General features: G+C 59.2%; 16 protein-coding genes. 1 reads left to right on the forward strand and 15 read right to left on the reverse strand.

Annotation, left to right across the window (positions count from 1 at the left end; all coding sequences use genetic code 11):
- Positions 1-26: 26 nt before the first annotated feature.
- The 6 genes from AOC04_RS04525 to AOC04_RS04550 all read right to left on the reverse strand — a co-directional run bounded on the left by AOC04_RS04525 (position 27) and on the right by AOC04_RS04550 (position 6,207).
- Entirely contained in the window at positions 27-1,307 is a 1,281-nt protein-coding gene (locus tag AOC04_RS04525; protein ID WP_060691345.1) for a TRAP transporter large permease, read from the reverse strand.
- Positions 1,308-1,835, reverse strand: coding sequence for a TRAP transporter small permease (locus AOC04_RS04530; RefSeq protein ID WP_060691346.1), 528 nt, complete (start codon positions 1,833-1,835; stop codon positions 1,308-1,310). It lies immediately after the preceding gene.
- A 61-nt stretch (positions 1,836-1,896) separates the two neighbouring features.
- Positions 1,897-2,880, reverse strand: coding sequence for a TRAP transporter substrate-binding protein (locus AOC04_RS04535; RefSeq protein ID WP_060691347.1), 984 nt, complete (start codon positions 2,878-2,880; stop codon positions 1,897-1,899).
- Positions 2,881-2,942: 62 nt separating this feature from the next.
- Complete coding sequence (locus AOC04_RS04540) at positions 2,943-3,830, reverse strand: glucurono-1,5-lactonase (protein WP_060691348.1); 888 nt, start codon at positions 3,828-3,830, stop codon at positions 2,943-2,945.
- A gap of 46 nt (positions 3,831-3,876) precedes the next feature.
- A complete protein-coding gene (locus AOC04_RS04545) occupies positions 3,877-4,704 on the reverse strand; it encodes an NAD-dependent epimerase/dehydratase family protein (RefSeq protein ID WP_060691349.1) in 828 nt (275 codons plus the stop codon).
- Positions 4,705-4,953: 249 nt separating this feature from the next.
- Positions 4,954-6,207, reverse strand: a complete 1,254-nt coding sequence (locus AOC04_RS04550; protein ID WP_060691350.1) for an OprD family porin — start codon at positions 6,205-6,207, stop codon at positions 4,954-4,956.
- A 708-nt stretch (positions 6,208-6,915) separates the two neighbouring features.
- Here AOC04_RS04550 and AOC04_RS04555 point away from each other — a divergent pair.
- Complete coding sequence (locus AOC04_RS04555) at positions 6,916-7,998, forward strand: AI-2E family transporter (RefSeq protein WP_060691351.1); 1,083 nt, start codon at positions 6,916-6,918, stop codon at positions 7,996-7,998.
- On the opposite strand, the gene AOC04_RS04560 is transcribed toward AOC04_RS04555, so the two are convergent.
- The 9 genes from AOC04_RS04560 to nuoG form a co-directional block, all read right to left on the reverse strand.
- Positions 7,995-10,112 carry a TonB-dependent receptor family protein gene (locus AOC04_RS04560; protein ID WP_060691352.1) on the reverse strand — a complete coding sequence of 706 codons (2,118 nt, stop codon included), beginning with the start codon at positions 10,110-10,112 and terminating at the stop codon, positions 7,995-7,997. The genes AOC04_RS04555 and AOC04_RS04560 overlap by 4 nt on opposite strands.
- Before the next feature lie 219 nt (positions 10,113-10,331).
- A complete protein-coding gene (gene nuoN, locus AOC04_RS04565; protein ID WP_060691353.1) occupies positions 10,332-11,801 on the reverse strand; it encodes an NADH-quinone oxidoreductase subunit NuoN in 1,470 nt (489 codons plus the stop codon).
- Positions 11,802-11,808: 7 nt separating this feature from the next.
- Positions 11,809-13,341 (reverse strand): NADH-quinone oxidoreductase subunit M, encoded by a 1,533-nt coding sequence (nuoM, locus tag AOC04_RS04570; protein ID WP_060691354.1) that lies wholly within the window; start codon positions 13,339-13,341, stop codon positions 11,809-11,811.
- 38 nt (positions 13,342-13,379) lie between these two features.
- A complete protein-coding gene (gene nuoL, locus AOC04_RS04575; RefSeq protein WP_060691355.1) occupies positions 13,380-15,233 on the reverse strand; it encodes an NADH-quinone oxidoreductase subunit L in 1,854 nt (617 codons plus the stop codon).
- Entirely contained in the window at positions 15,230-15,538 is a 309-nt protein-coding gene (nuoK, locus tag AOC04_RS04580) for an NADH-quinone oxidoreductase subunit NuoK (protein ID WP_003446970.1), read from the reverse strand. The genes nuoL and nuoK overlap by 4 nt, the downstream gene beginning before the upstream one ends.
- Position 15,539: 1 nt before the next feature.
- Positions 15,540-16,043: an NADH-quinone oxidoreductase subunit J gene (nuoJ, locus tag AOC04_RS04585; protein WP_060691356.1), complete on the reverse strand. Its 504-nt coding sequence runs from the start codon at positions 16,041-16,043 to the stop codon at positions 15,540-15,542.
- Positions 16,044-16,052: 9 nt separating this feature from the next.
- Positions 16,053-16,601: an NADH-quinone oxidoreductase subunit NuoI gene (gene nuoI, locus AOC04_RS04590; RefSeq protein WP_003446975.1), complete on the reverse strand. Its 549-nt coding sequence runs from the start codon at positions 16,599-16,601 to the stop codon at positions 16,053-16,055.
- A gap of 12 nt (positions 16,602-16,613) precedes the next feature.
- The gene (gene nuoH / locus AOC04_RS04595; protein ID WP_060691357.1) at positions 16,614-17,621 is read right to left on the reverse strand and encodes an NADH-quinone oxidoreductase subunit NuoH; all 1,008 of its coding nucleotides are present in this window, start codon (positions 17,619-17,621) and stop codon (positions 16,614-16,616) included.
- Positions 17,618-20,332 (reverse strand): NADH-quinone oxidoreductase subunit NuoG, encoded by a 2,715-nt coding sequence (gene nuoG / locus AOC04_RS04600; protein WP_060691358.1) that lies wholly within the window; start codon positions 20,330-20,332, stop codon positions 17,618-17,620. The genes nuoH and nuoG overlap by 4 nt, the downstream gene beginning before the upstream one ends.
- Between the last annotated feature and the right edge of the window lie 87 nt (positions 20,333-20,419).

A 20,419-nucleotide genomic window follows, 5' to 3' on the forward strand; every position in this document is an offset into this window, starting at 1 on the left:
AAGCGCGCTCCTACAGCGGGGGAGGGTTACAGCACCATGCTTGGCAGCCACAACGAGATAGCCGGAACGTATGTCACCAGCATCAGCACCAGCAGCAGCGCGGCATAGAACGGCAGCAGGGCTTTGACGGTGTTTTCGATCGTGACCTTGCCCACGGCGGCACCGACGAACAGGACCGCACCCACCGGTGGCGTAATCAGCCCGATCCCCAGATTCACCAGCATGATCATGCCGAAGTGCACCGGGTCGACACCGATCCCGATAATCACCGGCAACAGAATCGGGGTCAGGATCAGAATCAGCGGCGCCATGTCCATCACCGTGCCCAACAGCAGCAACATGACGTTGATGCACATCAGAATCACGTAGCGGTTATCCGACAGCGTCAGGAACGCTGTGGTGATCTTCATCGGGATCTCCATCAGCGTCAGGATGTAGCCGAAGCTGGCAGCGAAACCGATCAGGATCATCACGATGGAAATAGTGCGCACCGCCCGGTGCATCAGCTTGGGCAGGTCACGCCATTTGTAGTCGCGATAAATGAACATGGTGACGAAGAACGACCAGAGCACGGCGATGGCCGCCGACTCGGTGGCGGTGAAAATGCCCGACAGAATGCCGCCGAGGATGATGACCATGGCCATCAGGCCCCAGAGCGCATCGCCGGCAATTTTCAGCGCCTGGCGCAGCGGAATCACTTCACCCTTGGGGTAGTTGCGCTTGCGCGCGAAAATCATGCACAGGCCCATCATGACGGCGCTGAGCAGCAGCCCCGGAAAGATCCCGGCCATAAACAGCGAGGCAATCGACACCGTGCCACCCGCGGCCAGCGAGTACAGCACTGAGTTGTGACTCGGTGGTGTGAGCAAGGCCTGTACCGAACCGCTGACGGTGACCGCCGTGGAGAACTCACGGGGGTAACCGGCACGTTCCATTTCCGGAATCAGCACTGAGCCCACCGAGGCGGTGTCGGCCACCGAAGAGCCGGAAATCGCCCCGAAGAAGGTCGAAGCCACGATATTGACCAGGGACAGGCCGCCGCGCACGAACCCTACCAGCACCCCGGCGAACGCCACCAGCCTGCGCGACATGCCGCCTTCGGCCATGATCGCACCCGCCAGAACGAAGAACGGAATCGCCAGCAGGGAGAATTTGTTCACGCCGCCGGCAACCTGAATCATCAGTGCATCAAACGGAATATCGATCCACCACGCACCAATCAGCGCCGAAAGGCCCAGGGCGTAAGCCACCGGCATACCGATGAGAATCAGTGCAATGAAGCTGCCCAACAATACAAAAGCATCCATTTAGACGGCCTCTTCGCTGGCTTCTACAATGTCGAACCGCACGGCACGGCGGTGGCTCTGGTCACCCAGAAAGAGTTTTTCCAGGACAAAAACCAGGGTCACCAGACCGCCAATGGGGATCGGCAAATAGGAAATTCCGACCCGCAAGGACGGCATCTCGCCCAGGAACTGATTCCAGGTAGTGGCGCACAGCTTGAAGCCCTTGACGGCCATGAACAGACAAACCACCACCATCAGAACCTGCACCAGCAAGGCCGCCTGTTTGCGCACCATTGGCGGCATCCGCTCGACCGCCATCGACACCGCCATGTGTGCGCCGGCGCGGTAACTGGCGGCCGCGCCGAAGAAGGTAAAAACCACCATCAGCAAGATGGCGACCGGCTCTGGCCAGCTGGAGCCTGAGCCCAGTACGTAGCGGGCAAAAATGCCCCAGGGAATGATCAGGGTCATGGTCAGCACCGACAAGCCGGCGATCCCGATACAGACCCGATACAGCATGTCGTTCAAGCGCAGTACGGTATTTTTCATGGGGCTCACCACTGCGGCGCTGACGGGGCAGGCCCCGTCAGCGCGGCATTATCGGACAGGCTTATTGGACCGCTTCAATACGCGAGATCAGGTCTTTGTAGTCCGCCCCGTATTTGTCACGAACGGGCTGAGTGGCGTCGTAAAAGGCTTTTTTCTGTTCCGGGCTGAGGGTGATGAACTCCACGCCGGATGCCTTGAGCTTTGTTTCAGCGTCGGAAGATTTTTTGTCCCACAGAATGCGCTCTTCCATTTGTGCTTCACGGGCGACCTTCTGCACCAGCGCCTGTTGCTCGGGGCTGAGCTTGAGCCAGGTGGTTTTGGCAATCACGATCGGCTCGGGCAGGATCAGGTGATCAGTCCAGGTGAAGTACTTGGCGTTCTGGTAGTGGTTATGTTCGAGGAAGGTCGGGGTGTTGTTTTCTGCACCGTCGATCACGCCGGTCTGCAGGGCGCTGAAGATCTCGCCGGTGGCCATGGCAATGCCGTTGCCGCCCATATCGTTGATGGTGTCGATAAATACCGGGTTGCCCTGGACCCGGATTTTCATGCCCTTGAGGTCTGCGATCTGGCGCACAGGTTTTTTGGTATAGAGGTTGCGGGTGCCGCCATCCATCCACGCCAGGGCGACCATGTTGAAGTCGGAGTGGGTGATCTTGTCGAGCATCTCCTGGCCGATTTCACCGTCGATGATTTTGCGCATGTGTGCCTGGTCGCGGAACACAAAGGGCAGGTTGAAGGCATTGGTCTCGGGCACCACCGGCCCGAGGATGCCGAGGCTGACGCGGGTCATCTGCACCGCGCCGGACTGCAACTGCTCGACCACTTCTTTCTCGGAACCCAGTACGCCGCCGGCAAACATTTTGAAGCTGATATCGCCGTTACTTTGATCCTGGAGCTTCTTGCCCATGTCCTGTTCGGCCACTACCGGCGGATAGCCCGCCGGGTGGACTTCGGCGAATTTGATTTTGATTTCGGCCTGGGCCACGCCTGAGAGGCAGAAAGCCAGCGGCAGAGCAGCAATGAGCAAGGTGCGTTTGAAATCCATGGGTCACTCCAAATATTGTTTTTTTTATATCAAGGTGTCGGATCAGCAATGTCGGTAAACCGTCAGTTGTTGAAGGCGGGCTCAACCAGGCCCTTGATCCCCGGCCTGAGGGCGAACACGCCGCCCGCCAGGGGTTGGTCGCTGATATCGCCCGCCGGACGAATCGAGGTGACGAACAGGGTGTCCATGTCTGCACCTCCGAAGGCGCACATGGCAGGCTTTTTCACCGGTACGGCTAGGGACCGGTCGAGTTTGCCTGCAGGGGTAAAACGGTGGATCAGGCCGGCATCATTGCCGCAGATCCAGTAGCAGCCATCGGCATCGACGGCGGCGCCATCGGGGCGTCCCGGATACGCTTGCATGTCCACGAACAGGCGGCGGTTGTACGGGGTGGCGCTGTCGATGGCGTAATCGAAGGCCCAGATTTTTTGCACGTCGGGATGTGAGTCCGAGAGGTACATGGTTTTGCCGTCGGGGCTGAAAGCCAGGCCATTGGGGACGATAAAACCATCAAGCTGCGCCTTGAGCGGTTCGGCCTGGCCTGCGTTATAGCGGTACATCGCCCCGCACTGCGCGCCTGCTGCCATGTCCAGCAGCATGGTTCCGGCCCAGAAACGCCCCTGGCGGTCACAGCGGCCATCGTTAAAGCGCATGCCTGGCCGGGCATGTTCAACCCTGGCCAGCAGGCGGCTATCGAGGCTGCCGTCGGCCCGGGGCTTGAGGGTGAACAGGCCGCTCTCCATGCCTGCAATCCAGCTGCCGTCGCCGCTGCGGGCGATGCAGGCAAGCATCTGCGGGGCTTCCCAGCTCTGGCTCTGACCATCGTTCAGGCTCCAGCGGTGCAAGCGTGCGGCCGGAATATCCACCCAGTACAGCGCTTGTTCTGCTGCGCTCCAGACCGGGCTTTCGCCTGTGGCGTTGCGTGCGTCGAGAATCAGTTCGGCAGTCATGCGGCTATCCCTGTCGGTCATGTTCTTATCAGGTGCGGGCGTGTACTTATTCGTCGCCGAACGGACCGGCAGCGACGAAGGCGCCGCCCTGGTAAATCATGCTCGGGTCATTGGCAGCCGGCATTGGCTGGGCTTGAACCTTGTCGCGAAACACGTCGGAACTGTCCTTGGGCGCAAACCCCAGATGGGCCGCATAGCGGTTGTCCCACCACAGGTTCGGATTGTTTGACGCGCCGTAGACCACGGTGTGGCCGACATCCGGTGTGTACAGAGAGCGTTCGAGCAACTGGGTGAGATCGGCAAAACTCAGCCAGGTGCTCAGCATCCGGCGGTTTTGCGGTTCGGGGAATGATGAGCCGATGCGGATGCTGACGGTTTCTATGCCGTAGCGATCGAAGTAGAACGTGGCCATGTCTTCGCCATAGGACTTGGACAGGCCGTAATAGCCATCGGGGCGGCGCGGGGAGCGGGCATCGAGGGTCTGGTCCTGCTTGTAAAAACCGATCACATGGTTGGAACTGGCGAAAATCACGCGTTTGACGCCGTGGCGTCGGGCCGCTTCATAAATATGGAAAACCCCGGAGATATTGGGCCCGAGGATTTCTTCGAACGGGCGCTCAACCGAGACTCCGCCGAAATGCAGGATGGCATCTACGCCTTCAACCAGTTGGTGAACAGCGTGTTTGTCGGTGAGATCGCACAGCTGTATTTCTTCGCTGGCGTCGACAGCGGGTGCCATCAGGGCGATATCAGACAGTCGTAAAACCCTGGCATACGGCTTCAGGCTTTCACGCAGTACCTTCCCCAGACCGCCGGCCGCGCCGGTAAGAAGAAGGCGATTGAAGGGATTTTGGACAGTGTGCGAGGTTGCCATCAAGAGACCCTTTTTTATTATTGGTGTCATCTGTTGTCGTATGACATGGTCCGGATTATTCGCAGCCCTTGAGGGTGTTGTCAATCCAATGAGTGTCAAAACATGATGGAGCGCTATCACTTTGGCATCATGACAGCGGAATTGGGGGAGCTGGCTGCCAGCGATTCAGGCAATGCTGATGGTGTGTGCTGGCCCGCAGACCCATCGCGGGCAAGCCCGCTCCCACAGGGGGCGGGCTTGCATGGCGCGTTACAGCAGCGACAACGGGTAGCTGATGAAGATACGGTTTTCATCGAACTCGTGACTGCTGTAGTCGCGACGCATGGTCGAGTTGCGCCAGCGCATGTTGAGGTCTTTGAAGGTGCCGCTTTGAACGGTGTAGGCCAGTTCCGATTCGCGGCCCCATTCCTTGCCGTCAGTGATGGTGCCGGTGTGGATGTTATCGCCGCTCAGGTAGCGGTTCATCATCATCAGGCCGGGGACGCCGAACACTGCGAAATCAAGGTCGTGACGCACCTGCCAGGAGCGCTCCTTGGCCAGGTCGTAGCTGGAGTTGTAACTGTCGTTGGCCAGGGTGCCGCCGCTGGTGCCATTGACACGCAGCCAGCCGTCATCACCGCTGACTTTCTGCAGGCCCAGATACAAGGTGTTGCCTTTGTATTTGGCCGAGAGCAGGGCGTAAGCGGTTTTGTTGTCCAGGTTGCCGGCCAGCTTGTTGCCGTCTTCCTTGCCCCGGAAATAGCCGAGGTTGGCGCCCAGGGTCACCTCACCAATGGGTTGGGTGTGCAGGACGTTAAGGAATTGCTGCTGGTAAATGTCTTCCAGTTGCGCGTACCACAGGCCGACCTGGGTGCGCTTTTCGTTGAAGCTGTAATCGCCGCCTGCAAAGTTGAAGCGGTCGGAGGTGAACGCGCCTTTTCCGTTAAGCGACATCTCTTCCATGCTCGCATCGTTGCGCGGGCTGTTGGCGCGGAACTGGCCGCCATACAGGTTCAGGCCGGTGAACTCTTTGGAGGTGATCTGGCCGCCACGGAAGGTTTGCGGCAGAGAGCGTCCATCGTCCGAGCGCAAAATAGGCAGTACCGGCATCCACTCACCGATTTTCAGTTCGGTGTTGGAGATCCTGGCTTTGGCTGCAACGCCCAGGCGGCCGAAGTTGTCGGCCGGTTCGCCATCGCTATGGGTAGGCAGCAACTGTGTGCCCACTGTGCCTTTGCCGCCATCGAGTTTCTGCGAGTACAGGCCCAGGACATCAACCCCAAAACCGACGGTACCCTGGGTAAACCCGGATTTGACGTCGAGGATGAAGTTTTGCGTCCACTCTTCAGCCTTGCTTTGCGGGTAGTCAGGGTTGGTGTAATTGCGGTTGATGTAGGCATTTCGCAGGGTGAGGGTGGCTTTGGTGTCATCGACAAAGCCTTCGGCCATGCCTGTCAGCGGTAATGCCAGGCCCATGCTGCCAAGTCCGACCAAAACCAGTGACCGGGTGTGTTGATGTTTCATTATTGTTGCGCTCCCATTTTCTTAGACATAGCAGATCCCGGTGACCGTCAGAAGAGCAGTCAGTGATTCAAAGGACATGCGGGGGGCCCTGAAGTCAGGGCGGCGACTCAAGTCGCTGATGCGAAAGAGTCATTTGCTTGCGCGCTAGCCTTCAGCAAATTCTGTAGGTGATCGTTGCGTGGAGGACCGCGAAAGAAATACAACCAGTACGCGACCGGCGCGAATTAACGGCGCGGCAGAGCGGGGAGCTGACACGAGGGTGCTCATACGAAAGATTCCTTGATTATTCTTATTTTTGTTATCTGTTGTCGTACAACGTCTATCTGATTATTTACAGCTTGTGGCAAATTTGTCAATGCAGGTCCAGCCAAACAATTAAAAGTACAGAAGCAGGCGTTTAGAGCCGTGCGGGCAATACGCTCGGCAGGAGACCGTATTATCCGACGGCGCATGATACAGATCTGACTCCCTTGAATCTGAGAAAAATGCGCCCGGTATCTTGCGCGGCGGGCGGCGCGATAACCCGCTCGCTGGCCATGGCGCTTGAAACTCTGTAGGAGCGAGCTTTTTCAAGACGTCACGCACAGCTCGCGAGCAAGCTCTTACCGACATACCGTCTTTATCCCGTAATGGGCGCCCGCGCCTGTATATTTGCCGTCTAAACTGCGGCTACCCACTGCACTCGCGCCTTACTGACACGGATGGCACATGAACGAAACCAGTCTTCAACGTAAAACCCTGCTCTTGCTGCTGGCCCTGGTCACCATCGCGTTCATCTGGATTCTGCTGCCGTTTTATGGGGCGATTTTCTGGGCTGTGGCCTTGGGCATACTGTTTGCTCCCTTGCAGCGCAAGTTCGTGCTCAAGTTGAGTGGACGCCGAAATCTCGCAACGTTTTCCACACTGGGTGTGTGCACGGTTATCGCGATTTTGCCGGTGATCATTACTACCGTGTTGCTGGTGCAAGAAGTGGCCATGCTCTACAAGGATGTCGAGAGCGGCAAAATCAATGTCGCCAGGTACGTCATGCAGTTCAAGGACATCCTGCCCCCAACGGTCCAGGACTGGCTCGACCGGTTAGGGGTTGGCAATATCGATGGCCTGAGCGAGAAAATCTCCAAAGGCGCCCTGGAAGGGAGTCAGTTTTTTGCCACTCAGGTGTTCAGTTTCGGCCAGAGCACTTTTGAGCTGGTGGTGAGCTTTTTCATCATGCTCTACCTGTTGTATTTCTTTATCCGTGACGGTCAGCAAATGGTGCGCATGATCCGCAATGCGGTACCGATGGCCGAGCAGCACAAGCGTTTGTTGCAGATCAAGTTACGCCGTGTGGTCAGGGCCTCGGTCAAGGGCAACCTGGCGGTGGCCGTGACCCAGGGGGCCCTGGGCGGGTTGATCTTCTGGTTGCTCGGGATCCACAGCTCGCTGTTCTGGGCCGTACTGATGATGTTCCTGTCACTGCTGCCGGCGGTAGGCGCAGGCATTGTCTGGGCACCGGTGGCGATCTACTTCCTGGTCACGGGGATGATCTGGGAAGGGGTGGTGCTGGCGCTATACGGGGTGTTCGTGATCGGGATGGTGGACAACGTGCTGCGCCCGATCATGGTCGGCAAGGACACCAAAATGCCGGACTTCCTGATTTTGATTTCGACCCTGGGCGGCATGGCGATCTTCGGCCTCAATGGCTTTGTGATCGGGCCATTGATTGCCGCCCTGTTCTTGTCCAGCTGGGGCCTGTTCAGTGGCACCCACCGCAAAGTGCGACTGCCTGCCGATATCCCTCGCAACGATTAACGAAAATTCCAGGAAACCCCGACGTAGGCGCCCATGCCTTCGCCGGGCGTGGAGCGCGCTGCATCCAGCCCTTTGTCGTCATAGCCCGCAGTTACAGTGGCGGCATAGCGCTCGCCGGTCAAGTTGCGCAGGTCGAGCCAGGTTTGCCAGTCCTGCTTGGGTGAGGCATAGCCCAGGGTTGCACCCCAGAGCATGTAGGAGGATGCGTAGTAGGAGTTGGCATAATCCACCGCCATGCGTGAGGCCACCTGGGTGTTCAGCCCGGCATAGAAGCCCTGAGGGTGGTCGTAGCGTATTTCAGCCTGATAGTAGTGCTGCGGGATACCCGGTAGCCGGTTGTCACCAAAACGCCGGTCATCGCGAAAGTGGAAGTCGCTGAAGGTGTAAGCCTGACGCAGCGAGACTTTGCCCACCGCCTGGCGTTCCCACAGCAGGCTGTTGAGCCCGGCCTCGAAGCCCTGGTGCACCGTCGGGCTGGCGTTGGCCTCGCCGACAATGGCCACTTGGCCTGCGGTCGCTGCCCGGGTCTCGACACTCAGCAGTTCATGGCGGATTGCCGAGTAGTACCAGGCCAAATCCCATTGCCCGAGACAGGACTCGCCCCGGGTACCCAGCTCAAGGGTGGTGGCCGTCTGGTTGTTCAGCGCTACCGGCGTGCTTTGCTGACCGGTAGCCGGGCCGCTGCCGGCCGGGAAGCGATAAGGCGAACCCCAGATCATCGACCAGGGGTGAGGCGGCTCCACTGAACGGCTGAGGTTGCCGTAGACCTGCAGGTTCGGATTGAACTCATAGCGCAGGCCGACCCGGGGCGCGTAATCCCAGTCGTGCTGGCTGACCTTGGCGCCGCTGTCGGGGTAACTGACGTCACTTTCGCGGCGGGTGTAAATCAGTGCCATGCCGGTGGTCAGCCACAGGTCAGGAATCAGCTCCAGATCGTTGCTGGCGTGCAGTACCGTGTCAGAGCCCTGGTAGCTGAAGTCACGAATTTTCGTCCCCGGGGCATAACCGGCAGTATTGCCGATCGGGATGCGCACGTATTCCGAGGCGCCGCTGTTGGGCAGGTGTTTGGTGTTGCGCAAGCCCACGGTGGTGTTGCTTTGGAGGCCGAACAAGGTGTCGCGGCGCTTATAGTTAAGGGTGCCGCTGACATCGGTGTAGGCGACTTTCAGCCGGTTCGGGCCTTCGTGCAGGTCCATTGGGTAGTCGTGATAAACCAGGCCGATCTCCAGTTGGGAATCGTCATCCAGGTACATCGTGGTTTTGTTCCCCAGCCAGGTGCTGCCGGGTTGGGGGCGGGTGTAATCACCGTTTACATATACCGGATTGGTCGAGCGTGGATGATGCTTGATCTGGTCTTTGGTAACGCGGCCGGCCAGTTGGTTATCAGTCTCGCGATAGCGCAGGTAAAAGCGGGTGTCGAGCTGCGGGCTGAAGCGATAACCGACGTTGGCCGCGATACCTTTACTGCTGCCGCGGGTGTGATCCTGATAGCCATCGGTGTCGGAATCGGTCAGTGCCACGTAGTAATCGAGGTCCCCCAGCACTTGCCCGGAACTGATCTGACGTTTCTGATAACCATAACTGCCTGCCTCATAGCGCACTTGCAGGGGGGCGGCGTCATAGCCGGTGTGGGTCACGTAATTGATCGAGCCACCCAGGGCCAGTGCGCCGGCCTCAAAGCCATTGGCTCCGCGCAACACTTCAGCCCGGCTCAGCCACAAGGGTTCGAACAGTTCGTAAGGCGTGCCGCCGGGGCCGGTCAAAGGCAGACCGTCGAACATCACATATAGGCCCGACCCGTGGGCTCCGGGGGCGCGATTGATGCCGGAGCCGCGCACTGAGACCTTGGCCCCGTCGTTACCCGATGATTGCGCGTAGACACCGGGTTGATAGGCCAGCACATCGGTGTTGCTGGCGGTGCGACCATTCTCGACGCGGGTCAGGTCGACCACATTGCTGGCGCCGGGCACGTCATGCAATCGGGCCTGGGCGGCTTCCAGCTCGCTGCTTTCCTCGCTGCGGACCTGAACCTCGCCCAACTCCAGTGACTCGGCATAAGCGGGTGCTGCGCAGACGAGCGCCAGGGGCAGTAATGAGCAAAGGGCGGATCGCATGTACAGGAATCTCGGTCGATGGACGGGCGGCGCGCCAGCCTATACAAGCCGAGAATGCCTCGCAACTGCCAAGGGGGATCTACGGCCACTTGCTTGCATGTGGCGTGTTGAAGCGCTCGCGAGCAAGCTCGCTCCTACAGGGGAGGGTGATTGACCGGGCAAAAAAATACCCCGTAAAAGCCGGGCTTTTACGGGGTATGGGGTACAACGGTTCAAGGCTTAGCCAATAAGGCCCAGCGTTGCGTGTTGTACCAGTTCGAGCATTGGCTGCGGGTATACACCCAGGAAGAAGACCAGTGCCGAAATGGCCAGCAGCATGACGCCACCCGCCTTTTGCTCCCAGTTCAGCGGAGCATCGTGGCGATGCAGTTTTGGCTCGACCAGATACAGGGTCACCATCACGCGCAGGTAGTAGAACACGCCGATGGCACTGCCCATAACCAGGGACCCGACCAGCCACCATTGGTGTGCTTCAACGCCGGTAGCAACGATGTAGAACTTGCCGATAAAGCCGGCCGTCAACGGGATGCCCGCCAGCGACAGCATCATCACGGTCATCACCGCAGTCAGGTACGGACGGCGCCAGAACAGGCCGCGGTACTCGTACAGTGCGTCCGCATCACGGCCCTTGTATGGCGAGGACATCAGGGTAATTACACCGAATGCACCCAGGCTGGTCAGCACGTAGGTGATCAGGTACACGCCGATGGCTTCCATGGCCATGCCTTTGCTCGCCACCAGGGCGATCAGCAGATAACCAAAGTGTGCGATGGAGGAGTAACCCAGCAGACGCTTGAGGTTGTTCTGGGTCAGGGCCAGCAGGTTACCGAACAGGATCGAGGCAATCGCGATCACGCTCAGTACGTCGCTCATCACGCCGGTCGAGGCCGAAGGCGTGATCTGGAACAAACGCACCATCACTGCAAACACGGCCACTTTGGAGGCGGTAGCCAGGAAGGCAGCGACCGGAGCCGGAGCACCTTCGTAGACGTCTGGAGTCCAGAGGTGAAACGGTACCAGCGACAGTTTGAACGCCAGACCGACCAGCATCATGCCCAGACCCAGCTGGGCCAGCGGCGCAGGTACGCCGGAGGCTGCCAGGGCGTGACCGATACCGCTGAAGCTCAGGCTGCCGGCTTCGGCGTAAAGCAAGGCCATACCGAACAACAGGAACGCAGAGCCGGCAGCCGACAGCACCATGTACTTGATGCCGGCTTCAAGTGAGCGCTTGTTGAAGAAGGCATATGCCACCAGGCCGTATACCGGTACCGAGAGCAACTCCAGGCCGATAAACAAGCCAGCCAGGTGTTGCGCGCTGACCAGAACAATACCGCCAGTGGCTGCCAGCAGGATCAGCAGATACAGCTCTTCGCGGTTGCCCGGGTAGCCAGTGCCGCCTTCGCCCAGATAGGCATGGGCGAGGGTGACGCAAGCCAGGGTGGCGGCCAGAATCAGCCCGATGTAGAGATAGGCAAAGTTGTCCATCATCAACAGCGGGGTGACAGCCAGCGGAGCCACTTTCAACGCAGGGAAGATCGACAGCAAGGCCAGGTTAAGACCGGCCACCGAAAGCAGGAAGGTCTGTGAATGGTTGCGCCGCCATGCGATTGCCAGCATCACCACAACAACGGTGAGACTGGTAATCAGCAGCGGCGCAAGCGCGATAAAGTGTTGGATCGTGAATTCCATAGCGCTCTTACCGGGCCGAAGCGAGTTGAGTGAAGGCGGTGCCGATCCACTGCTGCACGCCATGCATGGTCGCAGCCGAGGTATCGAGGAACGGTTGTGGGTATACGCCGATGAACACCAGCAATACCGCCAGACCGAGCACCATGATCAGTTCACGTGCATCCATGCCGGCCAGTACTGCGTCCGACTTGGAAGGGCCGAAATAGGCGCGGTGAATCATGATCAGCGAGTAGACCGAACCAAACACCAGACCGGTTGTGGCAATGGCCGTGACCCATGGGAAGCTGGCAAACGAGCCAATCAGGATCAGGAATTCACCGACGAAGTTACCGGTGCCCGGCAAGCCCAGAGAAGCGGCTGCAAAGAACAGGCTAATGGCCGGCAAGTACGCGATCTTGGACCACAAGCCACCCATTTCACGCATGTCGCGAGTGTGCAGGCGCTCGTACAGCTGGCCGCTGAGAATAAACAGCGCGGCTGCCGAAACGCCGTGGGCCAGCATCTGGATGACTGCACCTTGCAATGCCAGCTGGCTGCCGGAGTAGATCCCGATCAGTACGAAGCCCATGTGCGAAACGCTGGAGAACGCGATCAGACGCTTGATGTCGGTCTGTGCGAAGGCCAGGAACGCGCCGTAGAAAATCCCGATCAGACCCAGGGTCATGGCAATCGGCGCAAACTCGGCCGAAGCATTCGGGAACAGCGGCAGGGCGAAGCGCAGCAGACCATAGGCAGCGGTCTTGAGCAGGATGCCCGCCAGGTCCACAGAACCGGCAGTCGGCGCTTGTGCGTGAGCGTCAGGCAACCAGGAGTGGAACGGTACAACCGGCAGCTTCACGGCAAAGGCAATGAAGAAGCCGAGCATCAGGATGTACTCGGTGGTGAGCGACATCTTGGTTTTCAGCAACTCGGCATAGCTGAAGGTAATCACGCCGGTGTTGTTGAAGTTGACCAGCACCAGACCCAGGATCGCCACCAGCATGATCAGGCCGGAAGCCTGAGTGAAGATGAAGAACTTGGTGGCGGCGTAGATACGGGTTTTCTTGCCGTCTGAAGAGCTGTGACCCCAGAGCGCGATGAGGAAGTACATCGGCACCAGCATCATTTCCCAGAAGAAGAAGAACATGAACAGGTCGATGGCGAGGAACACGCCAACCACACCGCCCAGGATCCACATCAGGTTCAGGTGGAAGAAGCCCACATGACGCTGAATCTCTTTCCAGGAGCACAGAACGGACAGCACGCCGAGCAAGCCGGTGAGCAGGATCATCAGCAGCGACAGGCCGTCCAGCGCCAGGTGCACGCTGATACCGAAGCGTGCGATCCAGATGTGCTGGAACTCCAGGGCCCAGGTCGGATCGGCGCCGGGCGCCGGTGCAAATGAATAGTTACCCTGGGACCACAGCCAAAGGCCGAGTGCAAGCTCAAGGGACATGGTCAGCAACGCAATCCAGCGTGGCAGGGTAGGGCCGAAGCGCTCGCCCAGCCAGCACAGCAGGCCGCCGATAAAGGGGATCAGGATTAGCCAAGGCAGAATCATGACGGGCTCAATTCCTTTCGCAATGTCGAAGGTTCATATCAGACCGCTACCAAAACGATGGCGCCCATGACCAGTACAGCACCGGCGGCCATAGAAGCAGCGTACCAACGCAGTTGTCCGGTTTCGCTACGGCTCAGGGCGTTATGCCCGGCTTTGGCCATCTTCGGGATCAAACCAATGGTCTGGTCCAGAGGATCTTTGCGCAGCAAGCGGCAGATCAACAGGTAAGGTTTGACGAACAGTTTGTCGTACAGCCAGTCGAAGCCCCACGCGGCGAACCACCAGGCCGTGAGGAAGCGGCCAATGGCGCTGTTGGCAACGTAGGTGACGAAGCGGCGCTTGCCCAGGTACAGCAAGCCGGCCAGCAGGATACCGGCCAGGGCGATGGCGCCCGAAGCGATTTCCAGGCTGTGCTTGGCTTCGCCGCCGGCATGGCCGACGCTTTGTGGCAGAACGCCTGCCAGTGGCGGGGTGATCATGGCGCCGATAAAGGTCGACAGCACGATCAGTACGCCCAGAGGCAGCCAGTACGAAACGCCGTGCCCTGCGTGGGCTTCAGTCTTGGCTTCACCGTGGAACGTGATGAAGATCAGGCGGAAGGTATACAGCGAGGTCATGAAAGCACCGACCAGGCCGGCATACAGCAGTTCGTTGTTACCGCTGGCGAAGGCTTCCCAAAGAATTTCGTCCTTGGAGTAGAAGCCGGCCGTCAGCAGTGGCAAGGCAGAAAGTGCCGCGCCGCCGACGATGAAGCTGGCGTAGGCCAGTGGCAGTTTTTTCCACAGACCGCCCATTTTGAAGATGTTCTGCTCGTGGTGGCAGGCAACGATGACTGCACCGGAAGCAAGGAACAGCAGGGCCTTGAAGAAGGCGTGGGTCATCAGGTGGAAGATCGCACCGTCCCATGCACCAACGCCCAGCGCCAGGAACATGTAGCCGATCTGGCTCATGGTCGAGTAGGCGAGGATTCGTTTGATGTCGGTCTGTACCAGCGCTGCGAAACCGGCCAGTACCAGTGTCACGCCGCCGACGATACCGACCAGGTGCAGGATGTCCGGAGCGAGGGTGAACAGACCGTGGGTACGGGCAATCAGATAAACGCCTGCGGTCACCATGGTGGCGGCGTGGATCAGAGCCGAAACCGGTGTAGGACCGGCCATCGCATCCGCCAGCCAGGTTTGCAGTGGCAGTTGTGCCGATTTACCGACAGCGCCGCCCAGCAACATCAAGGTCGCCAATACGATCCAGAAGTCACCGGCCTGGAACTTCAGAGGGGCTGCAACCAGCAGTTCCTGAATGTTCAGCGTACCCAGTTGCTGGAACAGGATGAACAGGCCGATGGCCATGAACACGTCGCCGATGCGGGTCACGATAAAGGCTTTGAGTGCGGCGTTACCGTTGTTGCGGTTGCTGTAGTAGAAACCGATCAACAGGTACGAACACAGGCCTACACCTTCCCAGCCGAAGTACAGGAACAACAGGTTATCGCCCAGGATCAGGAACAGCATGCTGGCGATAAACAGGTTGGTGTACGCGAAGAAGCGCGAGTAGCCCTCTTCACCGCGCATGTACCAGGAGGCGAACAGGTGGATCAGGAAGCCTACGCCGACCACCACGCCGAGCATGGTCACCGACAGGCCGTCCAGATAGAGGGCGAAGTTGGGCTTGAAGCCCTCCACCGACATCCACTGCCACAGCACTTGTGTGTAGTGACCGCCTTCAGGCGGTGCAACGTTGAATTGCCAGATCACATAGGCGGCCACGATGGCCGAGAGGCCAATGGAGCCGACGCCGATCAGGGCCGAGAGGTTTTCGCTGAAGCGTCCACGGGAGAACGACAGCAGCAAAAAGCCGATCAGGGGGAATACGAAAGTCAGAAAGAGAAGGTTCATCCGCGCATCTCACTGGCAGCATCGATATCAAGCGTGTGAAAGCGGCGATACAGCTGCAGCAGGATCGCCAGGCCAATACTGGCCTCAGCGGCTGCCAGGGTAATCACCAGGATGAACATCACTTGTCCATCCGGCTGTGCCCAGCGTGCACCGGCCACGATGAACGCCAGTGCAGCGGCGTTCATCATGATTTCCAGACTCATCAATACGAAGAGAATGTTACGACGTACCATCAGGCCAACCAGACCGAGGCAGAACAGGACACCGGCAACGGCCAGACCATGTTCGAGAGGTATTCCTGGCATGTTATTGCTCCTTCGCCTCGTTGCGGCCCAAGTGGAACGCCGTCACCGCTGCTGCAAGCAACAGCATCGACGCGAGTTCGACTACCAGCAGATACGGACCGAACAGGCTGATGCCCACGGCTTTTGCATCGATGGTGGTTTGACCGATTGCAGCACCGCTCTGATGGGCGAACAGCACGTAAAGCAGTTCGGCCAGCAGCAGGGCGGACAAAATGGTCGGTCCGATCCATATATTGGGCTTGAGCCAGATGCGTTCCTGCTGAACCGAGGCCGGGCCCTGGTTGAGCATCATCACTACAAACACGAACAGCACCATGATGGCACCGGCGTAGGCGATCACTTCAAGCACACCGGCAAACGGCGCGCCGAGGCTGAAGAACGTCATTGCCACGGCAATCAGCGAAATAATCAGGTAGAGCAGGGCGTGCACAGGGTTGGTGTTGGTGATCACACGTAACGTGGACACTACAGCGATACCCGATGCGAAATAGAAAGCGAATTCCATCGTTCTTCCTTAAGGCAGCAAGCTCTTCACGTTGATCGGCTCGGCTTCGTTCTGGGCAGCGCCTTTCGGCTTGCCTTCAACGGCCATACCCGCAACACGATAGAAGTTGTAATCAGGGTTCTTGCCGGGACCGGAGATCAGCAGATCTTCTTTCTCGTACACCAGATCCTGACGTTTGAACTCGGCCATCTCGAAATCCGGAGTCAGCTGGATCGCGGTGGTCGGGCAGGCTTCCTCACACAGGCCGCAAAAAATGCAGCGTGAGAAGTTGATGCGGAAAAACTCCGGGTACCAACGGCCATCTTCGGTTTCGGCTTTTTGCAGCGAAATGCAGCCCACCGGGCACGCTACGGCGCACAGGTTGCAGGCCACACAGCGCTCTTCGCCGTCCGGGTCGCGGGTCAGGACGATCCGCCCGCGATAGCGCGGTGGCAGATAGACCGCTTCTTCCGGGTATTGCAGCGTGTCACGCTTGCGGAAGGCATGGCCAAACACCATCACCAGGCTGCGAAGCTGGGTGTAGGTGCCATGCACGATGTCAAACAGATACTTGAACATGGGTCTCTATCCTCACTGAACCGCGCCGGCGGGCGTGTTCAACAACACGACTGCGGCGGTCACCAGCAAATTGATCAGGGTCAGCGGCAGGCAGAACTTCCAGCTGAAATCCATCACCTGGTCATACCGCGGGCGCGGAATGGAAGCGCGCAGCAGGATGAAAATCATGATGAAAAACGCGGTCTTCAGGGCGAACCAGATAAACGGAATCTGCGGCAGGATGCCGAAAGGCCCGTGCCAGCCACCGAAGAACAAAGTCACCAGCAACGCCGAGATCAATACGATCCCGATGTATTCACCGACGAAGAACATGCCCCATTTCATGCCGGCATATTCAATGTGGTAACCATCGGCCAGCTCCTGCTCGGCTTCAGGCTGGTCGAAGGGGTGACGGTGAGTCACGGCGACGCCAGCGATAAAGAAGGTCAGGAAACCGAAGATCTGCGGAATGATGAACCACAGGTTCTGCGCTTGATATTCAACGATGTCGCGCATGTTGAACGAGCCAACCTGCACCACGATGCCCATCAGCGCCAGGCCCATGAACACTTCGTAGGACACGGTCTGGGCCGAGGCACGCAAGGCGCCCAGCAAGGCGAACTTGTTGTTGCTGGACCAGCCGGCGAACAACACTGCGTACACCGACAGACCGGCCATGGCGAAGAAGAACAGGATGCCGATGTTCAGGTCCGCCACGCCCCAGGTCGGGGTGATCGGGATGATCGCAAAGGCGATCAGCAAGGCGCTCATGGCCACAACCGGTGCCAGGGTGAAAATCACCTTGTCGGCAAACGGCGGCGTCCAGTCTTCCTTGAAGAACATCTTGATCATGTCGGCAGCAATCTGAAACGCGCCGAACGGGCCAACGCGGTTCGGACCGTAGCGGTCCTGCCACAGGGCGAGCAAACGACGCTCGACCCAGCTCAACAGAGCGCCGCAGACCACCACGGCAAGCAGGATGACCACTGCTTTGAGTACCGAGATAATCACGTCGATCACTTCAGGCGTAAACCAGGTCATTGGGCTGCCTCCTGCAAACCGTCAACGGTAAGACCAAAGATCGCAGGCGGGATACCGGCAAGCCCTGCAGGCAATGCCACCAGACCTGAACCCAGTTCTTCATTGATACGCAGCGGCAGACGCAGGGTCACACCGGCAACGTTCAGACTGAGCAGCGCGCCGTCATTGACACCCAGACGGTCGGCTTCGGACTTGGCCAGCGCGATGTAAGCCGCCGGAATGCGTTCTTGAACCGGCGCGGCCTTGGAAGAGTTCTCTTCGCTGCCCAGCAGGTGGTAGAACGGCACTACTTGCCAGGTGCCGCGTGCCGGGTTGAAAGCCCCCGGAATGCTGGCGAACCAGTTCAGCAAATCACCGTTGCTTTCGATCAGGCGGGTGCCCGGGTCGCCAGCACGGATATGACCGCCGACTTCGTCCTGGAACTTGTTCCATGCTTGTGGCGAGTTCCAGCCCGGCGACCAGGCGAACGGCACCTGCTGGCGCGGCTCGACGGAGCCCGAGTAACCTTCCATCGAGAAGGCGAACGCGGTGTCCGGGTCTTGCGGGGTGCGAGGCTCATGCACGCTGATGTTGGCGCGCATGGCGGTACGGCCGCTGTAACGCAGCGGTTCGCGGGCCAGTTTCATACCTTTGATACGGAACGCAGCAGAAGGTGCGGCATCAACGATACGCGCCAACGCTGGAGTGCTGGCCGCAGTGGCTTGCGTCACGTGGTCCAGCAGAGTCCAGTCAACCGGCTTGTTCAGCAGGGTGCTGCGCAGGGCGTGCAACCAGCGCCAGCCTTCGTGAACCAGAATGCTGGCGTCCAGGTAAGTCGGGTCGAACACCTGGAAGAAGCGCTGGGCGCGGCCTTCCTGGCTGACCAGCGTACCGTCGCCCTCAGCAAAGCTGGCGGCTGGCAGAATCAGGTCGGCACGGTCAGTGGTCGCTGTCTTCTGATGATCGGCAACGATCACCACTTTGGCGGCGTCCAGCGCAGCGTTGACCTTGACGGCATCAACCCGGGTAAACAGGTCGTTTTCCAGCACCACGATGGCGTCGGCTTTGCCGTCGATCACGGTTTGCAGTGCGGCGTCTACCGATTCGCCACCGAGCATGGCCAGGCCAAGGCTGTTGGCTTCCGGAACGATCAGGCTGATGGAACCGGCCTTTTCGCGCAGGTGCAAGGCTTTGGCGATGTTGCCCGCGGCTTCGATCAGGGCTTTGGAGCCCAGGGAAGTACCGGCAATGATCAGTGGGCGTTTGGCTGCAAGCAGGGCGCTGGCGATGCGGTGTGCCAGTTCCAGGGCTTCTGCATCGAGGCCGGCAACAGCTGGCGCGCTGGCGTCGATGGCGTGCGCCACGGCGAAACCGATACGGGCCAGGTCATCCGGTGCTGCGTGTACGCATTCTTCAGCCACGTCGTCGAGCTTGGTTTCAGCCAGGCTGGCGATGAACAGCGGGTACAGGGCGTGTTGGCCAATGTTTTTAACTGCAGCATCGAGCCATGGCTGTACGCGCATGCCATCGGCCATTGCTTCGGCCTTGCCCTTGACCGATTGACGCAGCGACAGCGCCATACGGGCGGCGGTCTGGGTCAGGTCTTCACCGAGGACGAAAATGGCGTCGTGATCTTCGATCTCACGCATGTTCGGCACAGGCAACGGGCTGTCTTTCAGAACTTGCAGCACCAGACGGATGCGCTCCAGCTCACCGGCTTCGATGCCGGAGTAGAAGTGCTCGGCGCCGACCAGTTCGCGCAACGCATAGTTGCTTTCGAGACTGGCACGTGGCGAACCGATACCGACGATGTTGCGACCGCGCAGCAGGTCGGCTGCCTTGTCCAGTGCAGCGTCGAGGCTCAGTTTGCTGCCGTCGGCCAGCAATGGCTGACGCGGGCGGTCTGTGCGGTTGACGTAGCCATAGCCAAAACGGCCACGGTCACACAGGAAGTACTGGTTGACCGAACCGTTGAAGCGGTTTTCGATGCGGCGCAGCTCGCCATAACGCTCGCCCGGGCTGATGTTGCAGCCGCTGGAGCAACCGTGGCAGATGCTGGGTGAAAACTGCATGTCCCACTTGCGGTTGTAGCGCTCGGAGTGGGTTTTGTCAGTGAACACGCCGGTCGGGCAGACTTCGGTGAGGTTGCCCGAGAACTCGCTTTCGAGCACGCCGTCTTCGACGCGACCGAAGTACACGTTGTCGTGGGCACCAAATACGCCGAGGTCGGTGCCGCCTGCGTAGTCTTTGTAGAAGCGCACGCAGCGATAGCAGGCGATGCAGCGGTTCATTTCGTGGGAAATGAACGGGCCCAGTTGCTGGTTCTGGTGAGTCCGCTTGGTGAAGCGATAGCGGCGCTCGTTGTGGCCGGTCATCACGGTCATGTCTTGCAGGTGACAGTGGCCGCCTTCTTCGCACACAGGGCAGTCGTGCGGGTGGTTGGTCATCAGCCATTCAACAACGCTGGCGCGAAACACTTTCGCCTCTTCGTCGTCGATGGAGATCCAGCTACCGTCGGTGGCCGGGGTCATGCATGACATGACGATACGACCACGCTTGTCGTTCTCGTCGGTGTACTGCTTGACGGCGCATTGGCGGCAAGCGCCAACACTGCCCAGGGCAGGGTGCCAGCAGAAATACGGGATATCGAGGCCTAGCGACAGACACGCCTGTAACAGGTTGTCTGCCCCATCGACTTCGAGATCTTTGCCGTCTACGTGGATAGTGGCCATGGTTCAAAGGTCTTCGTTGGCCCGGTGTCAGCGGGCGTGGCTAATGGAATCTTGTTATGCGTTCGAAGCAACTCAGCCTTACGGCGT

It is taken from the genome of Pseudomonas versuta, from assembly GCF_001294575.1.
GTDB lineage: Bacteria > Pseudomonadota > Gammaproteobacteria > Pseudomonadales > Pseudomonadaceae > Aquipseudomonas > Aquipseudomonas versuta.